Source organism: Halorussus marinus (assembly GCF_004521895.1).
GTDB classification, from domain to species: domain Archaea; phylum Halobacteriota; class Halobacteria; order Halobacteriales; family Haladaptataceae; genus Halorussus; species Halorussus marinus.
Genome location: NZ_SBIR01000004.1, coordinates 41,896 through 54,682, shown reverse-complemented (window position 1 = coordinate 54,682; position 12,787 = coordinate 41,896). Strand labels below are relative to the sequence as shown.

The 12,787-nt window shown below is 66.9% G+C and carries 11 protein-coding genes, 2 tRNA genes and 2 pseudogenes; 9 read left to right on the top strand and 6 right to left on the bottom strand.

The window, feature by feature from the left end; genetic code table 11:
- Window positions 1-249 precede the first annotated feature (249 nt).
- The 3 genes from EPL04_RS18685 to EPL04_RS06035 all read right to left on the bottom strand — a co-directional run bounded on the left by EPL04_RS18685 (window position 250) and on the right by EPL04_RS06035 (window position 1,661).
- Window positions 250-424: transfer RNA gene (locus EPL04_RS18685), tRNA-Trp, on the bottom strand.
- Between the two features lie 44 nt (window positions 425-468).
- Window positions 469-696: a DUF5795 family protein gene (locus EPL04_RS06040; protein ID WP_134670409.1), complete on the bottom strand. Its 228-nt coding sequence runs from the start codon at window positions 694-696 to the stop codon at window positions 469-471.
- Window positions 697-740: 44 nt separating this feature from the next.
- The gene (locus EPL04_RS06035; RefSeq protein WP_134670407.1) at window positions 741-1,661 is read right to left on the bottom strand and encodes a DUF5794 domain-containing protein; all 921 of its coding nucleotides are present in this window, start codon (window positions 1,659-1,661) and stop codon (window positions 741-743) included.
- Window positions 1,662-2,123: 462 nt separating this feature from the next.
- Between EPL04_RS06035 and guaB the strand changes: the two genes are divergently transcribed.
- The 3 genes from guaB to EPL04_RS06020 all read left to right on the top strand — a co-directional run bounded on the left by guaB (window position 2,124) and on the right by EPL04_RS06020 (window position 5,890).
- Window positions 2,124-3,617 carry an IMP dehydrogenase gene (gene guaB, locus EPL04_RS06030; protein ID WP_134670405.1) on the top strand — a complete coding sequence of 498 codons (1,494 nt, stop codon included), beginning with the start codon at window positions 2,124-2,126 and terminating at the stop codon, window positions 3,615-3,617.
- Window positions 3,618-3,706: 89 nt separating this feature from the next.
- The gene (locus EPL04_RS06025) at window positions 3,707-4,147 is read left to right on the top strand and encodes an AAA family ATPase (protein ID WP_134670403.1); all 441 of its coding nucleotides are present in this window, start codon (window positions 3,707-3,709) and stop codon (window positions 4,145-4,147) included.
- A 78-nt stretch (window positions 4,148-4,225) separates the two neighbouring features.
- Window positions 4,226-5,890 (top strand): sensor histidine kinase, encoded by a 1,665-nt coding sequence (locus EPL04_RS06020; protein ID WP_134670401.1) that lies wholly within the window; start codon window positions 4,226-4,228, stop codon window positions 5,888-5,890.
- A gap of 23 nt (window positions 5,891-5,913) precedes the next feature.
- Here the strand turns inward: EPL04_RS06020 and EPL04_RS06015 are convergent, their stop codons facing one another.
- A complete protein-coding gene (locus tag EPL04_RS06015) occupies window positions 5,914-6,423 on the bottom strand; it encodes a helix-turn-helix domain-containing protein (RefSeq protein ID WP_245154533.1) in 510 nt (169 codons plus the stop codon).
- Window positions 6,424-6,429: 6 nt separating this feature from the next.
- Here EPL04_RS06015 and EPL04_RS06010 point away from each other — a divergent pair.
- The 5 genes and pseudogenes from EPL04_RS06010 to EPL04_RS05995 form a co-directional block, all read left to right on the top strand.
- Window positions 6,430-6,672, top strand: a pseudogene (locus EPL04_RS06010) (ABC transporter permease subunit); the annotation flags it as partial.
- Between the two features lie 218 nt (window positions 6,673-6,890).
- A pseudogene (locus EPL04_RS19415) lies at window positions 6,891-6,941 on the top strand (hypothetical protein); the annotation flags it as partial.
- Between the two features lie 184 nt (window positions 6,942-7,125).
- Window positions 7,126-7,734, top strand: coding sequence for an ABC transporter permease (locus EPL04_RS19160; RefSeq protein ID WP_245154531.1), 609 nt, complete (start codon window positions 7,126-7,128; stop codon window positions 7,732-7,734).
- A complete protein-coding gene (locus tag EPL04_RS06000) occupies window positions 7,734-8,816 on the top strand; it encodes an ABC transporter ATP-binding protein (protein ID WP_134670397.1) in 1,083 nt (360 codons plus the stop codon). Before EPL04_RS19160 ends, EPL04_RS06000 begins: the two co-directional genes overlap by 1 nt.
- Window positions 8,813-10,147 (top strand): ABC transporter ATP-binding protein, encoded by a 1,335-nt coding sequence (locus tag EPL04_RS05995; protein WP_134670395.1) that lies wholly within the window; start codon window positions 8,813-8,815, stop codon window positions 10,145-10,147. The genes EPL04_RS06000 and EPL04_RS05995 overlap by 4 nt, the downstream gene beginning before the upstream one ends.
- A 37-nt stretch (window positions 10,148-10,184) precedes the next feature.
- Here EPL04_RS05995 and EPL04_RS05990 read toward each other — a convergent pair whose 3' ends face one another.
- Window positions 10,185-10,844 (bottom strand): DUF1028 domain-containing protein, encoded by a 660-nt coding sequence (locus EPL04_RS05990; RefSeq protein ID WP_134670393.1) that lies wholly within the window; start codon window positions 10,842-10,844, stop codon window positions 10,185-10,187.
- Between the two features lie 194 nt (window positions 10,845-11,038).
- Window positions 11,039-11,112: transfer RNA gene (locus EPL04_RS05985), tRNA-Lys, on the bottom strand.
- Window positions 11,113-11,332: 220 nt separating this feature from the next.
- Here EPL04_RS05985 and EPL04_RS05980 point away from each other — a divergent pair.
- Window positions 11,333-12,784, top strand: coding sequence for a DHH family phosphoesterase (locus EPL04_RS05980; protein ID WP_134670391.1), 1,452 nt, complete (start codon window positions 11,333-11,335; stop codon window positions 12,782-12,784).
- Window positions 12,785-12,787: the final 3 nt, after the last annotated feature.

Here is a 12,787-nt window from a genome sequence, read left to right as displayed (position 1 = left end):
ACTCACGAAATCGGCCGCATAACGCCCATGAGACGAGGCCGTTACCACCGGCTGTGATTCTGCTACGGACCTTTTCCGACTTTCTTCATCGAAACCAGTTCGAGACGGACTAGCCGTGGTCGTGAGTCGGACCCCGGTATGGTTTGCAGACCGAACCGTGGCTTGTTCACAATGAAGGAGCGCCTCGATGAAATATTCCCCAACTAACAGGAACTTATCAGCAATGCTAAGAAAGGTTAATATATGGTATGGGGTCGGAGGGATTTGAACCCCCGATCGACTGATATCTCCGGTGCGCCTCGGAACTCCAGAGGGTCGTCAACGCAGTCGATGATCAGTCGACCGCTCGGTATATCAGCTGGAGTTTCGTCCCGGGCGCGTAGCCTCTGGAGTCAGTCGCCATCCCTGACTTGGCCACGACCCCGCAGGCATTCGTTGGTCCATCCGCATTAAAGGGGTTTCGATTGCTTACTCGCGGTCGGTGTCCGACCAGTCACAACCCTGACACTTCCACCCGGTGACGAACGCGGTCACGCTGGGCATGTAGCCGACTTCGAGCACGTCGCCGCCACACTCCGGACACTCGCGGTCGGCGGCTTCGATGGCTTCGGCGTCCATTACGTCCTCATCCTCGATCAACTCGGCGAGGGAGTTCGGCGTAACCATCCGGCCCTGCACGACGCGGTTGTCTGGCATACGCGATGCAACTCGGTCCGGCGGGGTAAGCTTTCCCGTCCGGGTCACAGCCACGGTTCGCGGGTGTCGTCGGCCTCGCCGGGGTAGCCGTAGGAGGGCTCGTCGGACGGCGAGTCGCCCGCGCCGTCGGTCGCGAGCGCGCCGGCGCCACCGCCGGCCACCCCGGAGTCGTCGGTCGCCCCCGCCGCTTCGGTCTCGGTGACCGTCCCGTCGACGACGTCGTCGGTGTCATCGTCCTCGCTGGCATCGCCCGGGTCGAACGCGAGCAGCGTGGTGACTCCGAGCACTGCCAGCGGGGCGTTGCCGGGCGCGAGGCCGAGCAGGCTCAGCGGCAGCACGCCCAGCGCGACCGCGCTCCCGAACCGGAAGCGGTCGATGTCGACCACGCCGCGGAGCCACGGCGAGGTCAACGCGACCAACAGCGCGAACCCGACCCCGGTCGCGGCCGCGCCCGTGGCCCGGAGGATGAGTCCGTAGTTCACGATCCCCACCTCGAACCCGGACGGTTCGAAGGTCGCGATCATCCCGAGACCGACGATGACGCCGGGTCCGGGCAGATACTCTCCGATGCGGGAACTCGCGGTCTTCGCGGCGATCGCCAGCATGACCAGCGCGGCGAAGCGCTTGAACGTCTCGGTGTCGAGCACGCTCTCGATGGTCGGCGCGAACGCGGCTTCGAGGGCCGCGAGCGCGATGACCCCGACGCCGACCGTCAGGACGATTCCGGCCTGCTCGCGAGGCGTGCCGTCCATCTCGGCGAGGATGACCGCGACCGTGGCGCTCCCGCCGAAGACGAGGAGCCCGACCTGCAGGACGCCGGTGACGGTGTCGACGCCCCCCGCAAGCACCAGCGCCGGGAAGATGCCGTCTAACAGCGGGAGACCCATGACGGTGGCGAGCAGTTTCGTCGCGCCACCTACCTGCCGCTCCAGGCGAAGTGCGACCGGGTGCTGTGAACTACTCATGACCCGCTAGCTGGGGTGGCCGTAACCATCGGCCGAGTGGTGGTCGCGGTATCTGGGGCGGAGGTCTCGGGCGTCAGTCCGCCGTCGTCCCGCGAGAAGGTTCCCTACCAGTGTAAAAATCGACGTGCATGTCCATTTAAATGGAGCGCCGGAGTCGGAACTCGTCTGACCGGCAATGCACGGTGCAGTGGGACTGGCAGAGTCCATACCTCTACCGAATCGCGTTTTGAGCATAAAAGTTGCGTGAGAGTGAACCTCAGGCGAAACAATACTGTAGATTTACCCCCGATCTAATTGAACAATCGAAGTTCCGGCCGCATTTATTTCTACGATAATAACTTAGAGTAGAAGTACCCCATGTTTTTCAAAGTCAATTCATATTCATGTACAATCTCGGAGTGAGAACCCGCCGAAGGGACAGCATCTCGCAACGTTTTTGAGTCGGGGGTGCGTTCGGCTTATATGGCGAGAGATTCTCACCCCGAAGGGCAGTACACCGACAAGCTGCGCGTCCCCGAGGCACTGACGTTCGACGACGTGTTACTCCGACCGAAAGAGAGCCGCGTCGAACCCGACGACGCCGACGTGAGCACGAAGGTCTCGACGAACGTCGAGCTCGAAGTGCCGGTCCTCTCGGCGGCGATGGACACGGTGACCCGGAGCGAACTCGCGATCGCGATGGCCCGCCACGGCGGACTCGGCGTGCTCCACCGGAACATGGACGTCGACGAGGTCGTCGCCGAAGTCGAGCGCGTCAAGCGCGCCGACGAGCTCATCATCCGCGACGTCGTGACCGCCAGCCCCGACCAGACCGTCCGGGCGGTCGATCGGATGATGGAGTCCGAGGGTGTCTCCGGCGCCCCCGTCGTCGACGAGGACGACGAGGTGCTGGGGATCATCTCCGGGACGGACATCCGCCCGTATCTGGAGGTCGGCGAGTCCGACGAGGTCCGCGAGGCGATGACCGACGAGGTCATCACCGCCGGCGAGGACGTGACCGCCCGCGAGGCGCTCGAACTGATGTACGAACACAAGATCGAGCGCGTCCCGGTCGTCGACGAGGAAAACCGACTGCTCGGGCTGGTCACGATGCAGGGCATCCTCCAGCGCCGGGAGTACGGCAACGCCGCCCGCGACGAGACGGGTCGGCTCCGGTGTGGCGTCGCCGTCGGCCCGTTCGAGACCGACCGCGCGGTCGCGGTCGACGAGGCCGACGCCGACGTGCTGTTCATCGACTGTGCGCACGCGCACAACCGCAACGTCATCGACGGCGCCCGCGAGATCAAAGCCGAGGTCGAGGCCGACGTGGTCGTCGGCAACATCGGCACCCGCGAGGCCGCCGAGGAGATCGTCGACTTCGCCGACGGGCTCAAGGTCGGGATCGGCCCGGGCTCGATCTGCACGACCCGAGTCGTCTCGGGCGCGGGGATGCCCCAGATCACCGCGGTCGCCGAGGTCGCGGACGTCGCCGCCGGCCGCGACGTGCCGGTGATCGCCGACGGCGGCATCCGGTACTCCGGGGACGCGATCAAGGCGATCGCCGCCGGCGCCGACGCGGTCATGCTCGGCTCGTACTTCGCGGGCACCGACGAGGCGCCGGGGCGAGTCATCACCATCGACGGTAAAAAGTACAAGCAGTACAGGGGCATGGGGTCGGTCGGCGCGATGGCGTCGGGCGACGGCGACCGCTATCTCAAAGACGAGCCCGAGGACGACGACGAGTACGTCCCCGAGGGCGTCGAGGCCGCAAAGCCCTACAAGGGGAGTCTGGAGAGCGAACTCCACCAACTCGTCGGCGGGATGCAGTCCGGGATGGGCTACGTCGGCGCGGCGACGATCCCGGAGTTCAAAGAGCGCTCGGAGTTCGTTCGCGTCTCGGCGGCCGGCCAACAGGAGAGCCACCCCCACGACGTGATGATCACCGACGAGGCGCCCAACTACAGCCCGGGCGAGTGAGCGACCTCCGAGGCGACGCGGTCTGAGAGCGCGGCCGAACTCCCGTCGAGGAGCGAAGCGTTTTCGGCGTCGGACCCCTCGGTCCGCCCGTGATCCTCATCGTCTGCGGGCCGCCGGGCGCGGGCAAGACCACGATCGCGACCGGACTGTTCGACCGACTCGACGACGGCGACTTCGAACTTGTCCACTCCGAGGACTTCTCGTGGAACACCTACGATCGGCTGTACGATCGGGTGAGCGCCCATCAGAGCGCCGACTGGCTCCTCGACGGCACCTTCTACGACCGGGCGACACGCGAGCGGTTCCGAACCCTCCCCGACGCCCATCTGGTGTCGGTCGCGGCGAGTCTGGAGACTTGCCTGAAGCGAAACCGAAACCGCGAGGACTCGATCGATCGCCGGGGCGTCCACGCGATGCATGCCGACTTCGAGGTGCCCCGCGACCCGGATCTGACACTCGACACCGAGCGACGGTCGGTCGAGGACGCGATCGACGCGCTGGCGCGGTACGTCCGGCGGACCCGGTCGTGAGACCGACCGCACCCGTCGGTCGAAACACTCTCCGCCGTACGATAATTTAAGTATGCTTAGTCCTAAGACCGTCGACAGATGGCGATTTCGAATATCTCGGGGCCCCTTCTCGTCTACGCGCTCGCGTTCGGAACTGCCGCGGTAGCGTGCGGGGTGAGCGTCCTGCGCGCCCGCAAGGTCGAAGACCCCGAGACGAGGCGAGGGCTCACCTGGCTGTTCGCCACCACCGGCGGCTGGGCGGCGTTTCAGGTCGGAACTCTCGTCGCGCCGACGCCGGACCTGATGTATCTCTCCTATCTCCTGAGCCTCACCGTCGGTCTCGCGACGGTCGGGGGATGGCTGTACTTCTGTTCGGCGTACACCGACCGGATGTTCCACCGCAAGTCCGCGTACCGACGCGGCGCGCTCGCGGCGTATCTCTCGATCGTGGCGGTGAAAGCGACCAACCCGATCCACCAACTCTACTTCACTACCGAAGTCGTCGACGCTCCGTTCACCCACCTCGCGGTGTCTCACGGCACCCTCCACTGGATCGTCTCCGGACTGTCGTACGCGCTGGTCGCGGTCGGGTTCTTCATGCTGCTGGAGATGTTCCTCGAAGTCGACTACGACACCCGAGGGCTCGGCGGGGTGGCGGCCCTCACCGGCCTCCCGGTCGTCTTCGACGTCGTCGGGGCCGCGACGCCGATCCTCCTCGACATCAACTACGAGCCGATCGGCGTCGCGGTGTTCGCGATCGGCGTGCTCTACCTCTTCGAGGAGCGATTCCTCGCGATCCAGCTCACCGACGGTGTCGACGACGCGGTCGTCTATCTCGACACTGACGGCCACATCCGGGACTTCAACGGGTCCGCCCTCGAAATCTTCCCTGAGCTGTCCGACCACCGCGAGGACCCGATCTCGACCGCGCTTCCGGGGATCTCGGCGGTGCTCGGCGACGAGGAGCCGATTCTCGAATGCGACAGCGAGGACGGAACCCGGTACTACCTCGTCAGCGACACCGCCTTCTCGCTCGGGCAGGCCGACATCGGCCAGCTCGTCGTGTTCACCGACGTGACCGAGACCGAGCGCCAGCGCCGGGACCTCGACCGCCAGAACGAACAGCTCGAGGGCTTTGCGGCCGCGATCAGACACGAACTGCTCAACACCCTCCAGATCGTCGCGGGACAGGTGTCGATCGCGAGCCGGTCGCTCGACGACGGCGACGTCTCGGCCGCCCGCGAGTCGCTCCGGTCGGCGTCGTCGGCCGGCGACCGGATGGAGAACATCGTCGAGGACCTCTCGGCGCTCGCGAGACACGGTCAGACGGTCGAGCGCACCCAGTGGGTCGATCTCGACGCGGCGGTCTCGACCGCGTGGAACCGCGTCGAGGCCGAGGACCTCTCGCTGTCGGTCGACGGAGAGGGCGAGATCGAGGCCGACGCCGGCCGACTGGCGGCGCTGTTGCGAAACGCGTTCACGTTCGCGGCGCACAACGACGCCGACGAGGTGACGGTCTCGCTCCGCGAGGACGGGTTCGCCGTCACCGACGACGGCGACCCGCCCGGCGACGCCACCGCCGAGGAGTTCATGGAGTACGGCGGCGCGGTCCCCGACTCGGAGGCCGGGATGACCCTGCCGAATCTGAAGACGATCGCGCGGGTCCACGGTTGGAACTCGACGATCGACACCGACTACACCGACGGGGTCCGGATCGTGATCTCGGACGCCTCCGTGTCGCAGGCCGCCCCGCAGGCGGCCTGACCCGCGGACGGGGCCGCGGCGAGTCACTCCGTCTCGGATCCGGCGCTTACCGGCGGCGATACGTGCTCGCCCAACTCCGCCATCACTTTCGCCTCCGCGCGGGTCAGGTGTTTCCACCCGGTCGTCGGCGCGATTCCAACGTCGTCGGCGATGTTCTCGATGGTGGTCTCGCGTTTGTGCTGGTAGTAGCCCGACCCGATGGCGGTCGCCAGCACCTCGCGTTGGCGGTCCGTGAGTTCGTCGAGGACGGTCGAGAGCTGGATCTGTTCGGCGCCGTCGACCGCTCCCAGCGACACGTCCCGGACGAGTTCGACGTCGTTGTCGCCCTCTTCCAGCGACGCGATGATCTCGCCGAGGTAGTCGGAGTCTTGGAGGTACAGCGTCCAGCGCTCCCATCCAGCCGTGATCGTCGTTCCGGTACGGAAGTGGATCCCCATGTCGGTCAGCCGCTGAGCGATGCTGTCCCACCGGTCGCTGTCGAACGTGAGCGCGACGAGGACCCGGGGCACGTCGAGCGGCGTGAGTCGATCCACCGCCAGGTCGTGACCGTCGCGGGCATCCAGCTGGCGCTCGTGCTCGTCGGGAACGTCACCGTCGAGATCGTCTTCGGGATCCAGGGGCTCGGCCAACTGCTCGTCGACTCGATCCTCGACCGGAACTACCCGGTCACGCAGGCGGTCATCCTCGTGGTCGCTGGCGTGATGGTGACGACGAATCTGCTCGTCGACCTGACCTACACCGTCATCGACCCGCGAATCGGCTACGGGGGTGAGAGCGCGTGACCGGTCCGAACGACGCCCGCGAGGGCTCCGGGGACGGCTGGACGGCCAGCCCCGATTTCGACGGGCGAACGCGATCGGACGGCGGGACGACCGACTCGGGTGTCGGCTCCGATCCCGAACCGGCGAGCGTGCCCCCGGAGTACCGCGACAACGAGGAGTACGTCGAGGAGCACAAGTCGACGCTCGAACGGCTCAAAGACGGTCTGCTGGCCGACAAGATGGCGCTGTTCGGGGCCGGGGTGGTGTTGGTCTTCGTGTTCGCGGCCGTCTTCGCGCCGATGGCCGCGCCGTACGACCCCGAGGCGACCTACACCTTCATGCAACCGCCGGACAGCCACTCGGAGGGCGACTTCGACGGCGACGGCGCGACCGAGCGTGTCTGGCACCCTCTCGGGACCGACTCGTTCGGCCACGACGTGCTCTCGCGGATCGTCTTCGGCGCGCGTCTCGCTGATGGTGGCGCTCGCCACGGTCGCGGTGGCGTTCTCGATCGGGACGACGATCGGCCTGCTCGCGGGGTTCCACGGCGGGGGGATCGACAGCGTCCTGATGCGGTACGTCGACTTCCAGTGGGCGTTCCCCGAACTGATCCTCGCGGTCGGCATCATCGCCGTGACCGGGGGCCTCGGCGTGCTCAACGTCGTCATCGCGATCGGGATCGCGTACATCGACGACTTCGCGCGGCTGGTCCGGGGGGAAGTCCTCTTGATCCGCGAAGAGGAGTACGTCATGGCCGCCCGGGCGGTGGGGATGGGCGACCGCCGCATCATGGTCCGCGAGATCCTGCCGAACGCGGTCGCGCCCCTCATCTTCCAGGGGACCTTGATGATCCCGCTCGCCATCCTCGCGGAAGCGGGCCTCTCGTTTCTGGGCCTCGGAGTCACGCCCACGACGCCGACGTGGGGGCTGTTGCTGTCGGACGGCCGGCAGTTCATCGATCAGGCGTGGTGGATCAGCGTCATGCCCGGACTGGCGATCATGGTCACCGTCCTCGCGTTCAACATGCTCGGGGACGGACTCCGAGACATCTTCGACGTCAGCGAAGCGGGGGTCGACGACTAATGACGCTGTTGTCGGTCGAAGGCCTCCGGACCCAGTTCCCGACCCAGCGCGGGGTCGTCGAGGCCGTAAACGACGTCGACCTCACGATCGAGTCCGGGGAGATCGTCGGGTTGGTCGGCGAGTCGGGGTCGGGCAAGACCGTCTTCGCAGAGAGCGTCGTCGGAATCGTCGAGGAGCCCGGAGAGATCGTCGGCGGCGACGTGCGACTCCACGGCGAGTCGCTGCTCGACAAGTTCGAGGCCGAACTCCGAGAGATCCGGGGCGGCACCATCTCGATGGTGTTTCAGGACCCGATGAACAGCCTGAACCCGACCCTGACCGTCGGCGAGCAGATCGCCGAGGCGGTACGACTCCACCAGGACGTCGGCGAGTCGGTCCGCCTGCCGGCCGAGGTCAAGCGCAAGATTCTGGGGGTCGCGAAGAACGGCGAGGCGTGGCGACGCGCCATCGAAATGCTGGAAGCGGTCGAGATCCCCGAGCCCGAGAGCCGGGCCGAGGACTTCCCCCACGAGTTCTCAGGCGGGATGCGCCAGCGCGCGATGATCGCGATGGCGCTGGCGAACAACCCGTCGCTGCTGATCGCCGACGAGCCGACCACGGCGCTCGACGTGACCATCCAGGCTCAGATTCTCGACGAGCTCCGGGACCTCAAGGACGCCTTCGACGCGTCGATCCTCATCATCACGCACGACCTCGGCGTGGTCGCGGAGGTCTGCGATCGGGTGAGCGTGATGTACGCCGGCGAGATCGTCGAGCGCGCGCCGGCGGCGGAGCTGTTCGGGAACCCCCGACACCCCTACACGCAGGGGCTCATCGCGAGCACGCCCCGAATCGACGATCCCCGCGACCGACTCGAACCGATCGGGGGGACCGTCCCCGAACTCGTGGACATCCCGTACGCCTGCCACTTCGCGCCGCGGTGTCCGGAAGCCCGGCCGGAGTGTTACGAGATACACCCGGAGTTTCGGCCGGTCGGACGAGTGCTCGCGCCCGCGGACGGTGGCTCCGATCGGGGCCGCGACTCGCGACCGGACCACGAGGCGGCCTGCCTCCGGCGCGGCCCCGAGGAGGACCGACTATGACGGCCCAGACCACCGAAACCAGCGGCGAGTCGAGCACAGAGAGCGACCCCGTCCTATCGGTCTCCGGCCTCAAAAAGTACTTCGACCAGTCCCAGGGCGTCCTCGACAGGCTCGTCGGCCACACCGGAACGGTGAAAGCGGTCGACGGCGTCGACCTGACTCTCCGGGAGGGCGAGACGCTGGCGGTCGTCGGCGAGTCGGGGTGCGGGAAGTCGACGCTGGCCCAGACCGTCCTCAATCTCCACCGACCGACCGCAGGGTCGGTCCGGTACCGCGGCGACGACATCGCGGGGCTCACCGGCCGGGAGATGCGGCCGTATCGGCGCGAGATGCAGGTCGTGTTTCAGGACCCGCTCGCGTCGCTCAACCCCAGACAGACCGTCGGGGAAATTCTGACAGCCCCGCTCGAAGTCCACGACATCGGAGCGAGCGACGACGATCGGCTCGCGCGAGCGAAAGAACTGCTCGAACGCGTCGGTCTCAAGCCCGCCCACGTAGACCGCTATCCGCGCCAGTTCTCGGGCGGGCAACAACAGCGGATCGCGGTCGCGCGGGCGCTGGCGGTCGAACCTGACGTGCTGGTGGCCGACGAGCCCGTCTCGGCGCTCGACGTCTCGGTGCAGGCCCAGATCCTCAATCTGCTCGAAGAACTCCAGGCCGACCTCGGGCTGTCGCTGCTTTTCATCACGCACGACCTGAGCGTAGTCCGTCACATCGCCGACCGAGTGGCGGTGATGTATCTCGGGAAGATCGTAGAGACCGCGCCGGCCGCGACCCTCTTCGAGGACCCCGACCACCCCTACACCGAGTCGCTGCTCTCGGCGGTGCCCCGGATCGACCCGGACGACCGTCCGAACCGCATCATCCTCGAAGGGACGGTCCCGTCGCCGCTCGATCCGCCGTCCGGGTGTCGGTTCCACACGCGCTGTCCGGCGGTGATACCGTCTTCGGACTGGCGGGGCACTCAGGCGCAGTTCCGGGCGGCGTTCACGTTCCGAAATCGGGTGCTCGACGGCGAACTCGACCCGGACGCGGCCCGGACGCGGTTAGAGTCCGAGGACCGGGACCCGACCGAGGAGAACGTGAGCGCGTACCTCGTGGCGCAGGCGCTCCCCGGCGACCCGGCCGACCTGCCGTCGAAACCGGCCGACGCGGTCCGATCGGCCGCCGACGCGCTCGCCGCCGGGGACCACGAGCGGGCCGAGCAGGCCGTGACTGACGCCTTTCGATCGCCGTGCGACCAACAGGTCCCCCGCGACGTCGAGACGGGCGATCGACTCGTCGCGTGTCACCGGTACGACCCCGACGCGCCCGGCGGGACCGAGTGGTAGTCTCGCCGGCGGTCGCGACCGGCGGCCGGGGTCGCCCTCAGTCGAAGATCCGTCCCTTCGAGTCCTCGCTGAACCCATCGCTGGCCGCTTTCGCGGCGTCGTAGACGCGACGGAGCTCCGCGACCGGCTCGTCGTGGTAGTCGACCCGGAGGTCGTGATACGCCTCGGTCCGTGGAGCCGTCACCAGCACGGCGGCCGAGGAGTGGCCCCGCTCGTCGCCGCCGCCGGCCTTTCCGGCCGCGAGAGCGTCGATCAGTCCGGCGACGACGTCCTCGCGGTCGTCGGCCGACTCCTCGTACCCCGAGATCGCGGCGTCGAGGGTCTCCGGGCCGGTCAACATGTTACCCGCCGCCGTGATGCCCTCGTCCTCGCGGACTCGATGACCGAACCAGCCGTCGCAGTTGTCCCCCGAGAAGGCAAAGGCGTTGCCTCGCGCATCGAGCCCGTGGACCTGTCGGTTCTGGCTGTGGTCGTCCGCCGCGAGGAGCCCCTCTACCGCGTGGTCGATCGGCATATCGCCGAGCAGTTCGACGCCGCGCCTGCCGAGTCGGACGTTGACGAAGCTCTGCGTGCTGATGACGCCGTCGCGGCCGACGTGCGGGGCCAGCGCGCCGACCGCGGGGGCGTCGGTGGCGACGCCGACGCCGAAGATCGGGCCGCGGTCTCGCTGTTCGCCGACGCAGATAGAGAAGGTCATACGCGGGGTGCGAGAGCCAGTCACAAATTTGACGACCCGAATATATCCGGGCAACTGTCGATCGCGTTCGGTGAGGGGGGTCGATTTCGCCCACAGGTGAGCAGGGACGCAAGCGGCGCTCGTCGGATTACTCCCCGGCGACGCGGCGTCGAACGCGATGGCGCCGGCTCGTGAGGTGGTAGACCCTCAGAACACGGGCCGGGCGCGATTTGAACACGCGACCGTCTGATTAAGAGTCAGACGCTCTGCCTAACTGAGCTACCGGCCCAACGCATTCACGACTTGCCGCGTCGGACGTAAATACGTTTCCGTTTTCTCGGCCTGTTACCCCTTTCGATTCGAACCGAAACTCCGCGACGGAGACGCTACGAATCGGTACCGGCGGCCCTTTCATTACCAAGAATTGGATCGTAAATAGGTGGCCGATACGTCGCTCGGCCCTATAGTTCGGGACTGTTAAGTGTGGTCCGAGGCTACCGGTCAGTAACATGAGCGCCGGGATCACTATCTCCTCGATGTCCGATTACGCTATTCTGGGGTGTGGGAGCGTCGGACACGCGGTTGCCGAGGAGCTCGTCGAACAGGGCAAAGACGTTCTCATCATCGACCGCGACGAGGACCGCGTCGAAGCCCTGCGCGATCAGGACCTGAACGCTCGCACCGCCGACATCCGCGAGGACGACATCTACGAAACCATCTCGGACAACGAGGTGGTCTTGATCCTCTCGTCGGACGTCGAGGCCAACAAGGCGGCGGTCCGGAACATCCGGGAGAACGACGGCGACCAGTTCGTGGTAGTCCGGGCCAGCGACCCCGTCTCGGAGGACGAGCTCACCGAACTCGGTGCCGACGTGGTCATCAACCCCTCGACGGTGATCGCCGACTCCGCGCTCCGGGCGCTCGAAACCGGCGAGCTCGAGTACAAGGCCGACCAGCTCGCGTCGGTCATCGAAGACGCCGGCGACCGGCTCGCCATCGTCACCCACGACAACCCCGACCCCGATTCGATCGCGAGCGCGGTCGCGCTCCAGGCGATCGCCGACAGCCTCGGCGTCGGCGCCGACATCCTCTACATCGGCGACATCGGCCACCAGGAGAACCGCGCGTTCGTCAACCTGCTCGGCATCGAGTTGCTCTCGTACGACGAGGTCGACGTCGACGAGTACGACACTATCGCGCTCGTCGACCACGCCAAGGCGACCGAGGCCACCTTCGACCGGCCGGTCGACATCTTCATCGACCACTTCGAGCCCGACGAGGCCTACGAGGCGGAGTTCGTCGACATCCGCCCGAGCGTGAGCGCGACCTCCACCATCCTCACGAAGTACGTTCAGGAGTTCGACATCAACGTCTCCGAGGAGGTCGCGACCGCGCTGTTGTACGGCATCCGCGCCGAGACCCTCGACTTCAAACGCGACACCACCCCGGCCGACCTGACCGCCGCCGCCTTCCTCTACCCGTTCGCGAACCACGACACCCTCGAACAGGTCGAGTCGCCGTCGATGTCCCCAGAGACCCTCGACGTGCTCGCGGAGGCCATCACCAACCGCGAGGTCCAGGGGAGCCACCTCGTGAGCAACGCGGGGTTCATCCGCGATCGGGACGCGCTCACGCAGGCGGCCTCCCACCTGCTGAATCTGGAAGGCATCACGACGACGGCCGTCTTCGGGATCGCCGACGACACCATCTACCTCGCGGCCCGGTCGAAAGACATCCGGATGAACATCGGGAAGGTGCTCCAGGACGCGTTCAGCGAGATCGGCGAGGCCGCCGGTCACTCGACGCAGGCCAGCGTCGAGATTCCGCTGGGCATCTTCACCGGCATCGAGACCACCGACGACAACCGCGACACCCTGCTCGGGCTGACCGAGGAGGCGGTCAAGCGAAAGCTGTTCGACGCGATGGGCGTCGAGAGCGGCGAGGGGAGCAACGGGAGCTAGGGC